At 57.5% G+C, this 16,494-nt stretch carries 14 protein-coding genes; 8 read left to right on the top strand and 6 right to left on the bottom strand.

The window, feature by feature from the left end:
* The first annotated feature begins 129 nt into the window (after positions 1 to 129).
* Entirely contained in the window at positions 130 to 1,686 is a 1,557-nt protein-coding gene (locus tag KB890_RS13710) for a bifunctional metallophosphatase/5'-nucleotidase (protein WP_020324696.1), read from the top strand.
* A gap of 37 nt (positions 1,687 to 1,723) precedes the next feature.
* Here KB890_RS13710 and KB890_RS13705 read toward each other — a convergent pair whose 3' ends face one another.
* Complete coding sequence (locus tag KB890_RS13705) at positions 1,724 to 2,095, bottom strand: carboxymuconolactone decarboxylase family protein (RefSeq protein WP_004181631.1); 372 nt, start codon at positions 2,093 to 2,095, stop codon at positions 1,724 to 1,726.
* Between the two features lie 92 nt (positions 2,096 to 2,187).
* Between KB890_RS13705 and KB890_RS13700 the strand changes: the two genes are divergently transcribed.
* From KB890_RS13700 to KB890_RS13690, 3 genes are all read left to right on the top strand, one after another.
* A complete protein-coding gene (locus KB890_RS13700; RefSeq protein WP_004181632.1) occupies positions 2,188 to 3,096 on the top strand; it encodes a LysR family transcriptional regulator in 909 nt (302 codons plus the stop codon).
* Between the two features lie 228 nt (positions 3,097 to 3,324).
* Positions 3,325 to 4,212 carry a methylenetetrahydrofolate reductase gene (gene metF / locus KB890_RS13695; protein WP_002882952.1) on the top strand — a complete coding sequence of 296 codons (888 nt, stop codon included), beginning with the start codon at positions 3,325 to 3,327 and terminating at the stop codon, positions 4,210 to 4,212.
* A 143-nt stretch (positions 4,213 to 4,355) separates the two neighbouring features.
* Complete coding sequence (locus tag KB890_RS13690) at positions 4,356 to 5,237, top strand: DMT family transporter (RefSeq protein WP_004177983.1); 882 nt, start codon at positions 4,356 to 4,358, stop codon at positions 5,235 to 5,237.
* 63 nt (positions 5,238 to 5,300) lie between these two features.
* Here the strand turns inward: KB890_RS13690 and gldA are convergent, their stop codons facing one another.
* From gldA to KB890_RS13675, 3 genes are all read right to left on the bottom strand, one after another.
* Positions 5,301 to 6,404, bottom strand: a complete 1,104-nt coding sequence (gene gldA, locus KB890_RS13685; protein WP_004146274.1) for a bifunctional L-1,2-propanediol dehydrogenase/glycerol dehydrogenase — start codon at positions 6,402 to 6,404, stop codon at positions 5,301 to 5,303.
* 54 nt (positions 6,405 to 6,458) lie between these two features.
* Entirely contained in the window at positions 6,459 to 7,121 is a 663-nt protein-coding gene (gene fsa / locus KB890_RS13680; protein ID WP_004181633.1) for a fructose-6-phosphate aldolase, read from the bottom strand.
* Between the two features lie 205 nt (positions 7,122 to 7,326).
* Positions 7,327 to 8,313: an AraC family transcriptional regulator gene (locus tag KB890_RS13675; protein ID WP_004181634.1), complete on the bottom strand. Its 987-nt coding sequence runs from the start codon at positions 8,311 to 8,313 to the stop codon at positions 7,327 to 7,329.
* Between the two features lie 24 nt (positions 8,314 to 8,337).
* Here KB890_RS13675 and zinT point away from each other — a divergent pair, with 24 nt between their 5' ends.
* On the top strand, positions 8,338 to 8,988 hold the full coding sequence (gene zinT / locus KB890_RS13670) for a metal-binding protein ZinT (RefSeq protein ID WP_004181635.1): 651 nt from the start codon (positions 8,338 to 8,340) through the stop codon (positions 8,986 to 8,988).
* Between the two features lie 43 nt (positions 8,989 to 9,031).
* On the opposite strand, the gene ppc is transcribed toward zinT, so the two are convergent.
* Together ppc and argE are read right to left on the bottom strand one after the other, a co-directional pair.
* Entirely contained in the window at positions 9,032 to 11,683 is a 2,652-nt protein-coding gene (gene ppc, locus KB890_RS13665; protein WP_004181636.1) for a phosphoenolpyruvate carboxylase, read from the bottom strand.
* 258 nt (positions 11,684 to 11,941) lie between these two features.
* On the bottom strand, positions 11,942 to 13,093 hold the full coding sequence (argE, locus tag KB890_RS13660) for an acetylornithine deacetylase (RefSeq protein WP_004177969.1): 1,152 nt from the start codon (positions 13,091 to 13,093) through the stop codon (positions 11,942 to 11,944).
* 113 nt (positions 13,094 to 13,206) lie between these two features.
* Between argE and argC the strand changes: the two genes are divergently transcribed.
* The 3 genes from argC (at position 13,207) to argH (ending at position 16,467) form a co-directional block, all read left to right on the top strand.
* Positions 13,207 to 14,211 carry an N-acetyl-gamma-glutamyl-phosphate reductase gene (gene argC / locus KB890_RS13655; protein WP_004181637.1) on the top strand — a complete coding sequence of 335 codons (1,005 nt, stop codon included), beginning with the start codon at positions 13,207 to 13,209 and terminating at the stop codon, positions 14,209 to 14,211.
* A gap of 6 nt (positions 14,212 to 14,217) precedes the next feature.
* Positions 14,218 to 14,994 carry an acetylglutamate kinase gene (gene argB, locus KB890_RS13650; protein ID WP_086529014.1) on the top strand — a complete coding sequence of 259 codons (777 nt, stop codon included), beginning with the start codon at positions 14,218 to 14,220 and terminating at the stop codon, positions 14,992 to 14,994.
* Positions 14,995 to 15,093: 99 nt separating this feature from the next.
* Positions 15,094 to 16,467: an argininosuccinate lyase gene (gene argH / locus KB890_RS13645; RefSeq protein WP_004146283.1), complete on the top strand. Its 1,374-nt coding sequence runs from the start codon at positions 15,094 to 15,096 to the stop codon at positions 16,465 to 16,467.
* The last annotated feature ends 27 nt before the right edge of the window (positions 16,468 to 16,494 follow it).

Here is a 16,494-nt window from a genome sequence, read left to right as displayed (position 1 = left end):
AATACCAACGATTTTTACAGGTCGTTAATTTTGTCCTGCTCAGGTTGCATACAACTGTGAATGCTCTCACATAAAAAAGTCTTTCAGAACGTAACTTAGCGGTTCTTTATCACTCTGAAAGGAACTCCGATGAAACTAAAAGCAATGAGCGCAGCACTTCTGTTGACTTTGCCTTTCTGGGCCTGCGCCAAAGATGTCACCATAATTTATACCAACGATCTTCATGCCCATGTCGAACCTTATAAAGTGCCATGGATAGCGGATGGTAAACGAGATATTGGTGGTTGGGCGAATATCACGACGATGGTGAAACAGGAAAAAGCGAAAAATAACGCGACCTGGTTTTTTGATGCCGGGGATTATTTTACCGGGCCTTATATCAGTAGCCTGACGAAGGGCAAAGCGATAATCGATATTATGAATACGATGTCCTACGATGCGGTGACTATCGGTAATCATGAGTTCGATCACGGCTGGGATAATACGTTGCTTCAGCTTAGCCAGGCGACATTCCCGATTGTTCAGGGCAATATTTTTTATCAGAACAGCGATAAATCGTTCTGGGATAAGCCCTATACCATTATCGAAAAAGATGGCGTGAAAATTGGCGTGATTGGCCTGCACGGCGTGTTTGCTTTTAATGACACCGTTTCTGCCGCGACGCGAGTGGGTATCGAAGCGCGCGATGAGGTGAAATGGCTACAGCATTATATCGATGAACTTAACGGTAAAGTGGATCTGACCGTGGCCCTGATCCATGAAGGCGTCCCGGCGCGTCAGTCGAGCCAGGGGGGAACCGATGTGCGTCGTGCGCTGGATAAAGATATTCAGACTGCGGGTCAGGTGAAAGGCCTGGACGTTTTAATTACCGGCCATGCTCACGTTGGCACACCGGAGCCCATTAAAGTGGGTAATACGTTGATTCTTTCTACCGATAGCGGCGGCATCGATGTGGGTAAACTGGTGCTGGATTATCAGGAGAAACCGCACCAATTCACGGTGAAGCACTTTGAGCTGAAGACGCTTTATGCCGATGAGTGGAAGCCTGATCCGCAGACAAAACAGGTCATCGACGGCTGGAATAAGCAACTTGATCAACTGGTGCAGCAGGTCATTACACAATCGCCCGTTGAACTGACCCGTGCGTATGGTATCTCTTCGCCGTTGGGCAATCTTGCCGCTGACGCCTTGCTGTTGGCAGCAGGTAGGAGTACGCAGATGGCGTTAACCAACTCGGGCGGGATCCGGAATGAGATCCCCGCCGGGGCGGTGAGCATGGGCGCCGTTATCAGCACCTTCCCGTTTCCCAACGAGCTGGTCACCATGGATCTAACCGGGAAGCAGTTGCGTAGCCTGATGGAGCATGGCGCCGGGTTGAGCAACGGCGTGCTGCAGGTCTCCCGGGGACTGGAAATGAAGTATGACAGCAGCAAACCTGTGGGCCAGCGCGTTGTGTTATTCAGGCTAAACGGTAAACCGATTGACGATACGACGGTTTACCATATTGTCACCAACAGCTTCCTTGCAGATGGCGGCGATGGTTTTGTCGCGTTTACCGAGGGGCAGGCGCGTAATACCTCCGGCGGCTATTACGTTTCAAATGCGGTCGTAGACTATTTCAAAGCCGGGCAAAAGATAACGGATGAGCAGCTTAACGGGCAGCGCGTTGTCGATGTGAAGAAATAAGTTTTTAAGGCCGGGCAGTCAGCCCGGCCTTAAGCGATCAGTGGGCCGCAAATACCGCCCTGGCGGCAAACAGGCCGTTGAGGGCCGCCGGGAATCCGGCATAGACCGCCATCTGCATGATCGCTTCCGTAATCTCCTCTTGCGTCAGGCCGACGTTTAATCCTGCGGCAATGTGTACTTTCAGCTGTGGCTCGGCGTTACCCAACGCCGTGAGCGCGGCGATGGTGGCGATTTCCCGGCTGCGTAAATCGAGCCCTGGCCTGGCGTAAATATCGCCGAAGGGGAACTCAATCAGATAGCGGGCGAAATCGGGGGCGATATCCCGCAGGCTCTCGACGACGGCTTCCCCGCCCTTACCATCCACCCGCTGAAGCATTTCCTGACCGATGATATAACGTTCGCTGGACATCGTTTTTTTCCTCTCTGTGATGGTGCGTTAAGAGGAAGGGTAGGGAAGTGTGCCGGACTTGAGTAATACCCTTTTCGTGATACCTTTTCAGTATGACAACATCGCGATTACATTCCCTGGATATTCGCCTGCTGCGCGCCTTTGCCGTGGTAGCGGAGGAAAATAACATCAGCCGGGCGGCGCAGCGGTTATTTATCTCGCAGCCGCCGCTGACCCGCCATATCCGCCATCTGGAAGCGCAGTTGGGGGTGACGCTGTTTCAGCGCCATAGCAAAGGCCTGATCCTGACCGACGCGGGTAAAGAGGTGCTGGAGATGATTCAACCTCTGCTGGCGCTCCAGGAACGCACGCTGGCGGCATTGAGTGAGCTCGCCGCCCACTCGCCGCAGGCTCTACGTCTGGGCGTGACGACGGCCTTCGAACAGGGCATTTTCGCCGCCGTTGAGGCTGCGCTGAGCGAACATACCCGCGCGTTGCATATCACCCGCCACGCCTCACCGCCGCTGGCTCAGCAGGTACGCAAAGGCAAACTCGATGCGGCGCTGGTCGCGTTGCCGCTCAATACTGAAGGGCTGCACCTGCACCCATTGCCGTATCATGAGCCGCTCATTGCGGCATTACCTGCCTCCTGGCCGGAAGCCGCCAGGCCAGGGCTGACGTTAAGCGCGCTCAATCATCGGCCGCTGTTCTGGTTTAAACGCGAGCGTAATCCTGGTTTCTTTGACTACACGCGCCGCATTTTCGACCGGGCTGGCTATGCCCCGACGTATGTGGAAGAACCGGCCGAGCATGATGTGCTGCTGGCGCGTATTGCGCGCGGGGAAGGCATGATCCTGCTGCCGGCGTCCTTTTCCGCGATTCAGCGTCAGGGGGTGGCGTTCTGCCCGGTGGCTGAGGGCGACGCGATGCCGTTAAGCCTTGGGGTGATTTATGCGCCTCACCAGGCAGAGTCCGTGCAGCAATGGCTTTCTCTGCTGGATGGCATTCTGGCGACTGGCTAGTCTCAGGCTGACTCGCGAGCCACCTTATATTGCCCACCGAGCCGCTTCCTGTGCGTGGCCAGGTGATCGGAAGATGAACTTTTTTCATGTAGGTGACCTATTCCTCACTCTTTACGCAGATTTTTCTATTGACGCCCGCACGCTTTTCCGTCATTTTTACATCTGGACGTCTAAACGTATAGAAGTTCGTAATATAACAGCCATTACATGCGATTGATGAGGTAAGGTATGAGCTTTTTTCACGCCAATCAGCGGGAAGCCCTGAATCAGAGCCTGGCGGAAGTCCAGGGCCAGATTAATGTGTCTTTTGAATTCTTTCCGCCGCGCACCAGTGAAATGGAGCAAACCCTGTGGAAATCCATCGATCGCCTGAGCAGTCTGAAACCGAAGTTTGTTTCGGTAACCTATGGCGCGAACTCTGGCGAGCGCGATCGCACCCACAGCATCATCAAAGGCATTAAAGAGCGAACCGGTCTGGAAGCAGCGCCGCACCTGACCTGTATCGATGCCAGCCGCGATGAGTTGCGCACTATCGCTCAGGATTACTGGAACAACGGTATCCGCCATATCGTCGCCCTGCGCGGCGACCTGCCGCCGGGCAGCGGTAAACCGGATATGTACGCCGCCGATCTGGTGACGTTGCTGAAAGAGGTAGGCGATTTTGATATCTCTGTCGCCGCGTATCCGGAAGTGCATCCGGAGGCGAAAAGCGCGCAGGCGGATTTACTGAACCTGAAGCGCAAAGTAGAAGCAGGGGCCAACCGCGCGATCACCCAGTTCTTCTTCGATGTGGAAAGCTACCTGCGTTTTCGCGATCGCTGCGTCTCGGCAGGCATCGACGTGGAAATCATTCCCGGTATCCTGCCGGTCTCCAACTTTAAACAGGCGAAAAAGTTTGCGGATATGACCAACGTCCGTATCCCGGTGTGGATGTCAAAAATGTTCGAAGGGCTGGATAACGACGCCGAAACCCGTCAACTGGTGGGGGCGAATATCGCCATGGACATGGTGAAGATCTTAAGCCGGGAAGGGGTCAAGGATTTCCACTTCTACACCCTGAACCGCGCCGAGATGAGCTACGCCATCTGCCATACGCTGGGCGTACGCCCGGCCTGAGTTTTCATTAACGTTTAGTGCGATGGCGAAGCCGGTATTCGCCATCGCTTTTTTTTGCCCAAAACGCTGATACAGGTCAGGGGAGAGCAGAAGATAAAGCGCGTATAGTGCCAGCCTGATAATTGACAGGGATGGGTTATGCAATGGCAAGGAAGAGCGATCCACTGGCGTTTGGTGGGTTGGCGTTATTAACGCTGATCTGGAGCTTTAGCTGGATCGCGATGAAGCAAGTGACGAGCTATATCGGCGCTTTTGACTTCACGGCGCTGCGCTGTATTTTTGGCGCCGTGGTGCTATGGATAGTGATGTTGATCCGCGGTAAAGCGCTCAAGCCGACGCCTTTCGGCTACACCCTGGCGATCGCGTTATTGCAAACCTGCGGCATGGTCGGTCTGGCACAGTGGGCGCTAATGAGCGGTGGCGCCGGTAAAGTGGCGATCCTGAGTTATACCATGCCATTCTGGGTAGTGGTGATGGCCGCGTTATTCTTAGGTGAGCGCATGCGGCGATGGCAGTATATCGCCATCGGGGTGGCATGCGTGGGCCTGATACTCGTACTTCAGCCTTGGCAACTCGACTTTACCTCCCTGAAAAGCGCCTTGCTGGCGATCCTCTCCGGCGTGAGCTGGGGGGCAGGTGCGATCGTCGCGAAGCGTATGTATACCCGGTATCCGCAGGTTGATTTGCTGGCGCTAACGACATGGCAGATGCTATATGCCGCCGTAGTAATGAGCGTAGTGGCCTGGCTCGTCCCGCAACGAGCGGTAGACTGGCAGCCCGACGTTTTCTGGGCCCTGGCTTACAGCGCAATCCTTGCAACGGCGCTGGCCTGGAGTCTGTGGCTTTTTGTACTGCGTAATTTACCGGCAAGTATAGCCGGTCTGAGTACGCTGGCCGTACCGGTCTGTGGCGTGCTATTTTCCTGGTGGCTACTACATGAAAATCCAGGAAAGGTGGAAGGTTGTGGCATTGCGTTGATAGTACTGGCGTTGGCGATGATCAGTATCAAGAGACGAGGGGCATAGCCTGCTCCGGCCTGCAGAGATGCATAAAAAACACCCGGCTGACGCCGGGTGTTTTGCTCTGGTTTATTCCCATTCCTGCAGGAAGCGCTGACCATACTGGTCGGCCACCAGCAGTGCGGCGTAGACCTGGTCGGAATCAACGCCGCCCGGCATATTGTGAATGGTTTCGCCTTCAGCGCAGGCGGCTTCCGCCACCAGACGCATTTTGGTCGGGATATCACCTTTGATATCCAGCTGCGCCAGGGTGATCGGCAGCCCAACGCTGTGGCACAGCGCGGCGACGGTCTCTATTTCGTCCACCGGCGCATTTTCCAGCACCAGCTGCGTCAGGGTTCCGAACGCCACTTTTTCCCCGTGATAATAGTGATGGGCGTCAGGGATGGCCGTCATGCCGTTATGAATCGCGTGCGCCGCCGCGAGACCACCGCTTTCGAAACCCACGCCGCTCAGATAGGTGTTGGCTTCCACCACCCGCTCCAGCGCCGGGGTGACCACGTGCTGTTCGGCGGCCAGCATCGCTTTTTCACCCTCTTCGAGTAAGGTGTTGTAGCATAGCTCGGCCAGCGCCAGCGCCGCCTGGGTGCACTTCCCGCCCGCCATGGTGGTGGCGCCGCTACGGGAGCAGGCGCGGGCTTCGAACCAGGTGGCCAGCGCATCGCCAATCCCGGCGGCCAGCAGGCGGGCCGGCGCGCCGGCAACGATCTGCGTATCGACAATGACCATGTTGGGGTTGCGCGGCAGCATCAGGTAGCTGTCGAATTCCCCTTCGTCGGTGTATATCACCGACAGCGCGCTGCACGGTGCATCGGTGGAGGCGATGGTGGGGGCGATCGCCACCGGCACATTCATAAAGTGGGCCAGCGCTTTCGCGGTATCCAGGGTTTTGCCACCGCCGATCCCCAGCACGGCGGTGCACTTCGCGTTGCCGGCGATATCGCGTAGGCGGTTGATTTCATTATGCGAACACTCACCGCCAAACGGCGCGATTTCGGCCGCCAGGCCAGCGTCGGCCAGGCTTTTACGCAGCATCTCTTCCGCAAACCCCAGGACGAACTTATCACCGACCACCAGCCAGCGCTCGGCCAGCGGTTTCAGATAGTCGCCGAGGCGCTTGATGGCGCCTGCGCCCTGGATATATTTGCCTGGTGATTGAATAATGCGATCCATTTCGATTCCTCCTCGATGACCGTGACGCCGCCCGCAGGCGGCTCGCGGATCCGGTTACAGATTCAGCGTGCCAAAGGCGTTATTCCAGTCTTGTTCAAACTTCTCTATGGCTGACTCTACCGCAGGGGTGCCGAGCATTTGTTGCGCTACATCTAGTGGAAGGGTGATTGCTTCACAGCCAGCCAGCAGACAATCCAGCGCCTGGCGTGGCGTTTTGAAGCTTGCCGCCAGAACTTTGCTCTCGGGCGCATGCATTTCCAGCAGGGATTGCAGCTCCTGCACCATGCGGATGCCGTCCCCGCCCTGGGCGTCGACGCGGTTAACGTAAGGCGCGACGTACTTTGCGCCGGCCAGCGCGGCTAGCAGGCCTTGCGAAGCGCTGTAGACGGCGGTGCCAAGGGTCGGGATGCCTTCTTTCTTCAGCAGTTTGATAGCGGCGAGCCCTTCGGCGGTGACCGGGATTTTGACCACAAGGCCCGGCACGGCATTGCTCAGACGTTTGGCCTCTTCCACCATGCCCTGCGCGTCGCGGCTCATGGTCTGCGCGAAGAGGGTGCCCTCCGGACCGACGGCTTTTTGCAGGCGCGGCAGCACATCCCAGACCGGGACTTTACCGGCGGCGATAATGCTCGGGTTGGTGGTTACCCCGGCCAGCGGGTAGATGCGGGCCAGGCGTTCCACTTCGGCGACGTTGGCGGTATCCAGATAGAGTTCCATTGTGTTTTCCTCAATGCTTAATTCGGTGCTGTCGTTGAGGTAAGCATACGGCTTTCGTTCGAAGGATAGCCAGATGACAAATTTGCCAAAAACTGGATAAATGTACGCATCGTGATTAAGGATGATTTAGATCACATTTATCGGCGCTGGCTGGGATGGGAGGTAACTATAGCGCGCACAAAAGTCAGGTTTAACACACAAAAATCTAGTTTTTTACCGGGGATGCTTTTTCCGTCAGCTGGCTATGGTACTGGCGGCGGTATTCAGACGGCGAGCGTTCCGTAGTTTTGCGGAACAGGCGGCAGAAGTAGTTGCTGTCGGCGAAGCCGCAGGCGTGGGCGATGTCTTTCACTTTCATATCGTGGCCCTTCAGCAGCATACGGGCCTGTTCGAGACGAATATGGTTTAGATATTCATTGAAGCCCATTGGCCCACATTTCTGGAACAGATGGGAAAGATAGTTGGGAGAGAGGTAGAACGCCTGGGCCACCGATTCCCGGCTCAGCGGTTCCGCATAATGGATGTCCATATATTGGCGGATCGCTTCGAACAACGCCTGGCTGCGCGAGGAGGTTTGCGCCTGGCTGCCGAGAAGATCATGGCAGTGGCTGAGCAGGCTGACGACGATGCTGCGGGCGGTTTGCTGCTCCTGCGGTTGCATCCGGAGTTCATTGAGCGCCTGCAGCAGAAATGATCCGACGCGCGGCCCGCGGCGCAGCGCCTGCCGCTTGTCGACAACAGTTATCGCCTTGCCATTCCAGTGCTGCAGCGAGCACTCCAGCTGCTGCTTATCGAACAGGATGCTTAACAGCAGGCAAGGCGCTTGCCACTGCGGGCAGTTCCAGCTATCGCCAGGAATATAGAGCACGTCATGGGCCTCAAGGAGCGGGGCGTTATCGCCGAGCGCCTGGTCGGGCAACTGCCCATCAAGGAGAATATTCAGACGGGGAAAATCAACCTGCACCACCGGCTCAGCAGGCGAGCGCGTCTCGCCGGCGAAATAAACCCGGCCGAGGCTGGTCTGCTTTTTTAGCAATGCATCAATAAGCTGATTGATATCGTTGTCCATCATTCTTCCGTTCAGCGCATCACCCTTTTCATCATACCGGACATTATTCCAGCGGTAAAAGCGCTTGCCTGTCGCTCTTGCCTCCCGGATAAGATATGTTATATCGTAACAATTTGTCGCCATTGATAGCAAACTCAGGAGAGAGTAATGACCAGAATGATCCCCCTGCTGGCCTTAGGATTCGGCATGGCTTTAGCCAGCGCCCAGGCGTTCGCCCACGGCAACCATAGCCATGGCCCGGCGTTAACCGAAGTGGAGCGTCAGGCCAGCGAAGGCATTTTTGCGGATAAAGATGTGCAGGACCGCGCGCTGAGCGACTGGGAGGGCGTCTGGCAGTCGGTGAACCCGTATCTGCTCAACGGCGATCTCGATCCGGTGCTGGAGCAGAAGGCGAAAAAGCCCGGCGGCAAGAGCGTGGAGGAGTATCGCGCCTATTATAAGAAGGGCTACGCCACCGATGTGGAGCAGATTGGCATTGAAGATGACGTGATTGAGTTCCACGTTGGCCAGACCGTCAATAGCTGCAAATACCGCTATTCAGGCTATAAAATTCTGCATTACGCCTCCGGTAAGAAGGGCGTGCGTTATCTGTTCGAGTGCCAGCAGGGCGATGCCAACGCGCCGAAATTTGTGCAATTCAGCGACCATATCATTGGCCCGCGTAAATCACAGCATTTCCATATTTTCATGGGCAATGAATCACAGGAGGCGTTGCTGAAAGAGATGGATAACTGGCCGACCTATTATCCGTATGCGCTGCATAAAGAACAGATCGTTGATGAGATGCTGCACCACTAGAACGGGCGGAAAACCCCCGGCCGGGCGGCCGGGGGGAGATAGATTAACCGGTGTTACGCATACCGGCGGCGACGCCGGCGATGGTGACCATCAGCGCTTGTTCAACGCGCGGATCCGGGTCCTTGCCCTCTTCTTCAGCCTGGCGTGAACGGTGCAGCAGTTCCGCCTGCAGGACGTTCAGCGGGTCGGTATAGATATTACGCAGCTGGATAGACTCGGCGATCCACGGCAGGTCGGCCATCAGATGGGAGTCGTTGGCGATGGCCAGCACGACGTTGATATCGGCAGCCAGCAGCTTGCGCAGCTCGGAACCCAGCGCCCACAGCTCCGGCTTCACCAGGCGCTGATCGTAGTACTCCGCCAGCCACAGGTCGGCCTTCGAGTAAACCATCTCCAGCATGCCGAGGCGGGTAGAGAAGAACGGCCAGTCGCGACACATGGCTTCCAGTTCACTCTGTTTTCCACCTTCGACCACCTTCTGCAGCGCAGCGCCAGCGCCCAGCCAGGCTGGCAGCATCAGGCGGTTCTGGGTCCAGGCGAAGATCCACGGAATGGCGCGCAGCGACTCGACGCCGCCGGTTGGACGACGTTTTGCCGGACGCGAACCCAGCGGCAGTTTGCCCAGCTCCTGCTCCGGGGTCGCAGAGCGGAAGTAAGGGACGAAATCTTTGTTTTCACGCACGTAGCCGCGATACATCTTGCACGACACGTCGGACAGCTCGGCCATGATGTCGCGCCATTCTGCTTTCGGCTCCGGCGGCGGCAGCAGGTTGGCTTCCAGAATGGCGCTGGTATACAGCGACAGGCTGCTGATGGTGACTTCCGGCAGGCCGTACTTAAAGCGGATCATCTCGCCCTGCTCGGTAACGCGCAGGCCGCCTTTCAGGCTTCCCGGCGGCTGCGAGAGCAGCGCGGCGTGGGCCGGCGCGCCGCCGCGGCCGATAGAGCCGCCGCGACCGTGGAACAGCGTCAGTTCAATACCGGCTTTTTCGCAGGTTTTGATCAGCGCGTCCTGCGCCTGGTACTGCGCCCAGGAGGCGGCCATCACGCCGGCATCTTTAGCGGAGTCAGAGTAGCCGATCATGACCATCTGCTTGCCCTGGATAAAGCCGCGGTACCAGTCGATATTCAGCAGCTGGGTCATGACGTCGTTGGCGTTGTTGAGGTCATCCAGCGTTTCGAACAGCGGGGCCACCGGCAGAGCAAAGCCAATCCCGGCTTCTTTCAGCAGGAGATGAACCGCCAGCACATCGGACGGCGTTTTCGCCATCGAGATCACGTAGGCGGCGATCGATCCGCGCGGCGCCTCGGCGATCACCTTGCAGGTGTCGAGAACTTCACGCGTCTCTTCGCTTGGCTCCCACTGGCGCGGCAGCAGCGGACGTTTGGAATTCAGTTCGCGGATCAGGAAAGCCTGTTTGTCGGCTTCCGACCAGCTTTCGTAGTCGCCGATCCCGAGGTAACGGGTCATTTCACCCAGCGCTTCGGTATGGCGGGTGCTTTCCTGACGAATATCAATACGCACCAGCGGTACGCCGAAAGACTTCACGCGGCGCAGGGTGTCGAGCAGCTCGCCGTTGGCGATAATGCCCATGCCGCAGGCCTGCAGCGATTTATAGCAGGCGTACAGCGGCTCCCACAGCTGCTCGTTCTGAGTGATCAGTCCCGCCGGTTTCGGCAGCTTCTGACCTTTCAGACGCGCTTCCAGCCAGGCCTGGGTCTCCATCAGTTGAGAGCGCAGTTTTTTCATCAGATAACGGTAAGGTTCCTGAGCGCCCTCGGCGCCAGCCAGGGCGCGCAGCTCGTCGGTACACTCCACCATCGACAGCTCGGAGATCAGCACCTGCACGTCTTTGAGGAACAGGTCGGTCGCTTTCCAGCGGCTGAGCAGCAGCACGTGGCGGGTGATGTCGGCAGTCACGTTCGGGTTGCCGTCGCGGTCGCCGCCCATCCACGAGGTGAAACGCACCGGGACGAAGTCCACCGGCAGCTGATAGCCAAGGTTGGCTTCCAGCTGTTCGTTCAGCTCGCGCAGATAGTTAGGCACCCCTTCCCACAGGCTGTTTTCCACCACCGCGAAGCCCCATTTGGCTTCATCGACCGGGGAAGGGCGGTGCTTACGAATTTCATCGGTATGCCACGACTGGGCGATCAGCTGGCGCAGACGGCGCATTAGCTGATGGTGCTCGTAGTCAGCGATATCTTTGTTGTCCAACTGCTTAAGGCAGTTGTTCACTTCCACCATTTTATGGATCAGCGTCCGGCGGGTGATCTCGGTCGGGTGGGCGGTTAACACCAGCTCCAGAGACAGCGATTCCACCGCTTGTTTGATGGTCTCTTCGTTGAGATTGGGTTGGTCTTTGAGCTTTCTCAGGGTACGCGCAATGACTTCCGGATTGCTGGCCGCTTCGCCATTGGCCGAAATGCTGTGGTACTGCTCAGCGGTGTTGGCCAGATTCAGAAACTGGCTGAAGGCACGGGCCACCGGCAGCAGTTCGTCGTTTGACAAATTCTGCAGCGTGGTCAGCAGCTCCTGGCGGTTAGCTTCGTTGCCGGCGCGTGAAGATTTGGACAACTTACGGATAGTTTCGACACGATCAAGAATATTTTCTCCCAATGCATCCTTGATGGTATCGCCCAGCACCTTGCCGAGCATACTGACATTACTACGCAATGCGGAATATTGTTCGTTCATGTTACCCCAGACACCCCATCTCATTTTATTTTGTTATATCCGCTGCGCTGGAACGTGAGCAACGGATAAGCAACCCGTCTTTTATAAAGCCACGTAAATACCCCCACGTCAATTACTGCGAAATCGCTTCAGCAAACGAGTAAATCGCCGTAATTTGCGAAATTTAATTCAGGGAGCGCTGGATAAGTATCGCTTATGGAAATGTGACGATCGTCACCGTTCCGCCCCGGGAGAACGGGGCGGAAAAAGAGGGCGATTTTAGTGCCAGCAGAAGTGATGAACCACCTGGCTAATCAGCTCCCGGGTCGGCTTGATAAAGCGCGTCTCCAGATACTCGTCAGGCTGATGGGCCTGATTGATGGAGCCCGGGCCGAGAACCAGCGTCGGACACAGCGTCTGGATAAACGGCGCTTCGGTGCAGTAATTCACCACGTCGGTCTGCGCGCCAAGCAGTTTCTCGACCACCTGCACCAGCTTATGGTCCGGCGGGCACTCGTAGCCGGGGATCGGCGGATGCAGCTCAGAGACCGTCAGGCGGCCCGGCCAGCGTTCGCTGACCGGGGCCAGCGCTTCGCCCAACAGACCATTAAGATCGTTTAGGGTCATCCCCGGCAGCGGGCGGATATCCATATGCAGTTCACAGCAGGCGCAGATACGGTTTGAGGCATCGCCGCCATGGATAGCGCCCAGGTTGAGGGTTGGGTAAGGGACCGTAAACGCCTCGAAGTGATAGCGCTCTTTAAGCAGATCGCGCAACTGCATAATCCGGCCGATGGCGTCGTGCATCAGCTCAATCGCGTTGACCCCGCGCGCCGGATCGCTGGAGTGGCCGGACTGGCCCTGAATACGGATCGCGTTGGACATATGGCCTTTGTGGGCGCGGATCGGCTGCAGGGAGGTGGGCTCGCCGATGATGGCGCAGTCCGGGCGCAGCCGGGTGGTTTCGGCAAAGTAGCGCGCGCCGGCCATGCTGGTCTCTTCGTCGGCAGTGGCCAGAATATACAGCGGCTTTTTCAGCGTGGTGACGTCGACATCGCGCAGGGCGTCGAGAATAAAGGCGAAGAAGCCTTTCATATCGGCCGTGCCGAGGCCGTAGAGCTTGTTATCGTGTTCGGTGAGGGTGAACGGGTCGCGCGTCCAGCGGCCATCATCGAACGGCACGGTATCGGTATGCCCGGCGAGCAGCAGGCCGCCGGCGCCGTGTCCGGTGCTGGCCAGCAGGTTGAATTTATGGCGCGTATCCGGCACCGGCTGTATCTCAACATTGAAGCCGAGATCGCGGAACCAGCCTGCCAGCAAATTGATTAAAGACTCATTGCTTTGATCGAGAGCCTCTTCAGTCGCGCTGATGGACGGTGTGGCGATCAACGCGCGGTAAATCTCGATAAAGGGCGGTAAATTGTTTTTCATTGTTGACACACCTTGGGTCGTGATAGTATCAATATTCATGCATTTATTGTGAATAAAAATACAGTATCGTTGAGCGTAAGAAAACCCATCGAATGTAAGGAGATGCGCTTCCAATGTTAAATACGCTGATTGTGGGTGCCAGTGGTTATGCCGGCGCAGAGCTGGTGACCTATATCAATCGTCATCCGCATATGAACATAACCGCTTTGACGGTCTCCGCGCAAAGCAATGATGCGGGAAAATTAATTTCCGACCTGCATCCGCAGCTCAAAGGCATTGTCGATATGCCGCTGCAGCCGATGTCCGATATCAGCGAATTCAGCGCTGGCGTGGACGTGGTGTTTCTCGCCACCGCGCACGAAGTGAGTCACGATCTGGCGCCGCAGTTCCTTGCCGCTGGCTGCGTGGTGTTCGATCTCTCCGGTGCCTTCCGCGTTAACGATGGGGCGTTCTACGAAAAATATTACGGTTTCACTCATCAGCATCCCGACCTGCTCAAACAGGCGGTGTATGGTCTGGCGGAGTGGAGCGCGGATGCGCTTAAAGACGCGCAGTTAATCGCAGTGCCAGGCTGCTATCCGACGGCGGCGCAGCTGTCGCTGAAGCCGCTGATTGAGGCCAATCTGCTGGATCTCAACCAGTGGCCGGTAATCAACGCTACCAGCGGGGTGAGCGGCGCGGGTCGTAAAGCCGCGATCGGCAACAGCTTCTGTGAAGTTAGCCTGCAGCCGTACGGCATATTTAACCATCGCCATCAGCCGGAGATTGCCAGCCACCTCGGGGCAAAGGTAATTTTTACCCCGCACCTGGGTAATTTTAAGCGCGGCATCCTGGAAACCATTACCTGCCGCCTGAAGCCGGGCGTCGGCCATGCGCAGATCGCGGCGGTTTACCAGCAGGCTTACGCCGATAAACCACTGGTACGTTTATATGATAAAGGCGTGCCCGCTTTGAAAAGCGTCGAAGGCCTGCCATTCTGTGATATCGGTTTTGCCGTGCAGGACGATCATCTCATCGTCGTCGCGGCAGAGGATAACCTGCTGAAAGGCGCCGCAGCGCAGGCGGTGCAGTGCGCGAATATTCGTTTCGGCTTCGCTGAGACGCAGTCTCTTATTTAAGGTGTGATGATGAACCCATTAATTATCAAACTTGGCGGCGTATTACTCGATAGCGAAGAAGCGCTGGAGCGCCTGTTTACCGCGCTGGTTAACTACCGTGAAGCGTACCAGCGTCCGCTGATTATCGTCCACGGCGGCGGCTGCGTGGTGGATGAGCTGATGAAGCAGCTCAACCTGCCGGTGCAGAAGAAAAATGGCCTGCGCGTTACGCCGGCTGAGCAAATCGACATCATCACCGGCGCGCTGGCGGGAACCGCCAACAAGACGCTGCTGGCGTGGGCGAAAAAACATGGTATTTCCTCGGTAGGCCTGTTCCTCGGCGATGGCGATAGCGTGAAAGTCACGCAACTGGATGCTGAGCTGGGCCATGTCGGGCTGGCGCAGCCGGGCTCCCCGGCACTGATCAACACCCTGTTGGCCGGCGGTTACCTGCCGGTGGTGAGCTCTATCGGGGTGACCGATGAAGGCCAGCTGATGAACGTCAACGCTGACCAGGCGGCGACAGCGCTGGCGGCCACCCTGGGGGCGGATCTGATCCTGTTGTCTGACGTTAGCGGTATCCTCGACGGTAAAGGGCAGCGCATTGCCGAGATGACCGCCGAGAAAGCGGAACAGCTGATCGAGCAGGGGATTATCACCGACGGCATGATTGTTAAAGTGAATGCGGCCCTTGACGCCGCACGTGCTCTGGGCCGTCCGGTGGATATCGCCTCCTGGCGTCACGCCGAGCAGCTGCCGGCGTTATTTAACGGCACGCCGATCGGCACACGTATTCTGGCTTAAGATTTCATGCCCGGCGGCGCGTCGTCTGCCGGGCTTACAAGACCGTAGGCCGAGCGGCACAATGCCGCCGGCGGAACTAACGAATAAAGGAAGCATGTTATGGCACTTTGGGGCGGGCGTTTTACACAGGCAGCAGATCAACGGTTCAAACAGTTCAACGACTCGTTGCGCTTCGACTATCGTCTGGCGGAGCAGGATATCGTTGGCTCTGTCGCCTGGTCGAAAGCGCTGGTAACGGTCGGCGTTCTGAGTGCCGCTGAACAGCAGCAGCTGGAAGAAGCGCTGAACGTGCTGCTGGAAGAGGTGCGCGCCAATCCGCAGCAAATCCTCGCCAGCGATGCCGAAGATATTCACAGCTGGGTGGAAGGCAAGCTGATCGATAAAGTGGGCCAGCTGGGCAAGAAACTGCACACCGGGCGCAGCCGTAACGACCAGGTCGCCACCGATCTTAAACTGTGGTGCAAAGATACCGTTGTCGAACTGCTCTCGGCGAACCGCCAGCTGCAGAGCGCGCTGGTGGAGACCGCCCAGCAGAATCAGGACGCGGTAATGCCGGGGTACACCCACCTGCAGCGCGCCCAGCCGGTGACCTTCGCGCACTGGTGTCTGGCCTACGTTGAAATGCTGGCGCGTGACGAAAGCCGTCTGCAGGACGCGCTGAAGCGCCTCGATGTCAGCCCGCTGGGCTGCGGCGCGCTGGCGGGGACGGCGTATGAGATCGACCGCGAGCAGCTGGCCGGCTGGCTGGGCTTTGCCTCCGCCACCCGCAACAGCCTCGACAGCGTGTCCGATCGCGATCATGTGCTGGAGCTGCTTTCCGATGCGGCTATCGGTATGGTGCATCTGTCGCGCTTTGCGGAAGATCTGATTTTCTTTAACTCCGGCGAGGCGAACTTCGTCGAGCTTTCCGACCGCGTGACCTCCGGCTCCTCGCTGATGCCGCAGAAGAAAAACCCGGACGCCCTGGAGCTTATCCGTGGCAAATGCGGCCGCGTGCAGGGTGCGCTGACCGGCATGATGATGACGCTGAAAGGACTGCCGCTGGCCTACAACAAAGACATGCAGGAAGATAAAGAGGGGCTTTTCGACGCCCTGGATACCTGGCTCGACTGCCTGCATATGGCGGCCCTGGTGCTGGACGGCATTCAGGTAAAACGCCCGCGCTGTGCGGAAGCGGCGCAGCAGGGCTATGCCAACGCCACTGAGCTGGCGGATTATCTGGTGGCGAAAGGCGTACCGTTCCGCGAGGCGCACCATATTGTCGGTGAAGCGGTAGTGGAAGCCATTGCGCAAGGGAAACCGCTGGAAGCGCTGACCCTGGCCGATCTGCAGAAATTCAGCCCGGTGATTGCGGACGATGTGTATCCGATCCTGTCGCTGCAGTCTTGCCTCGAGAAACGCGCAGCGAAAGGCGGCGTCTCGCCGCAGCAGGTAGCCCAGGCTATCAACGAGGCGAAGGCTCGTTTAAGCTAATCCTTAGATATCTGCCCTCCCTGACCC

The sequence above is a fragment of the Klebsiella sp. P1954 genome (genome assembly GCF_018199955.1).
Taxonomy (GTDB): Bacteria; Pseudomonadota; Gammaproteobacteria; order Enterobacterales; family Enterobacteriaceae; genus Klebsiella; species Klebsiella pneumoniae.
The sequence above is the reverse complement of the archived record's forward strand: the minus strand, read 5'-3'. Positions and strand labels throughout refer to the sequence as shown.

Excerpts from the sequence above, each read along its gene's own strand:
- gldA (WP_004146274.1), bottom strand. The coding sequence starts at position 6,404 with ATGGATCGCATTATTCAATCACCAGGCAAATATATCCAGGGCGCAGGC.
- argH (WP_004146283.1), top strand. The coding sequence starts at position 15,094 with ATGGCACTTTGGGGCGGGCGTTTTACACAGGCAGCAGATCAACGGTTC.
- KB890_RS13675 (WP_004181634.1), bottom strand. The coding sequence starts at position 8,313 with ATGGCGACAAATTGTTACGATATAACATATCTTATCCGGGAGGCAAGA.
- KB890_RS13705 (WP_004181631.1), bottom strand. The coding sequence starts at position 2,095 with ATGTCCAGCGAACGTTATATCATCGGTCAGGAAATGCTTCAGCGGGTG.
- KB890_RS13700 (WP_004181632.1), top strand. The coding sequence starts at position 2,188 with ATGACAACATCGCGATTACATTCCCTGGATATTCGCCTGCTGCGCGCC.
- argC (WP_004181637.1), top strand. The coding sequence starts at position 13,207 with ATGTTAAATACGCTGATTGTGGGTGCCAGTGGTTATGCCGGCGCAGAG.
- argE (WP_004177969.1), bottom strand. The coding sequence starts at position 13,093 with ATGAAAAACAATTTACCGCCCTTTATCGAGATTTACCGCGCGTTGATC.
- metF (WP_002882952.1), top strand. The coding sequence starts at position 3,325 with ATGAGCTTTTTTCACGCCAATCAGCGGGAAGCCCTGAATCAGAGCCTG.
- zinT (WP_004181635.1), top strand. The coding sequence starts at position 8,338 with ATGACCAGAATGATCCCCCTGCTGGCCTTAGGATTCGGCATGGCTTTA.
- argB (WP_086529014.1), top strand. The coding sequence starts at position 14,218 with ATGATGAACCCATTAATTATCAAACTTGGCGGCGTATTACTCGATAGC.
- KB890_RS13710 (WP_020324696.1), top strand. The coding sequence starts at position 130 with ATGAAACTAAAAGCAATGAGCGCAGCACTTCTGTTGACTTTGCCTTTC.
- fsa (WP_004181633.1), bottom strand. The coding sequence starts at position 7,121 with ATGGAACTCTATCTGGATACCGCCAACGTCGCCGAAGTGGAACGCCTG.
- KB890_RS13690 (WP_004177983.1), top strand. The coding sequence starts at position 4,356 with ATGGCAAGGAAGAGCGATCCACTGGCGTTTGGTGGGTTGGCGTTATTA.
- ppc (WP_004181636.1), bottom strand. The coding sequence starts at position 11,683 with ATGAACGAACAATATTCCGCATTGCGTAGTAATGTCAGTATGCTCGGC.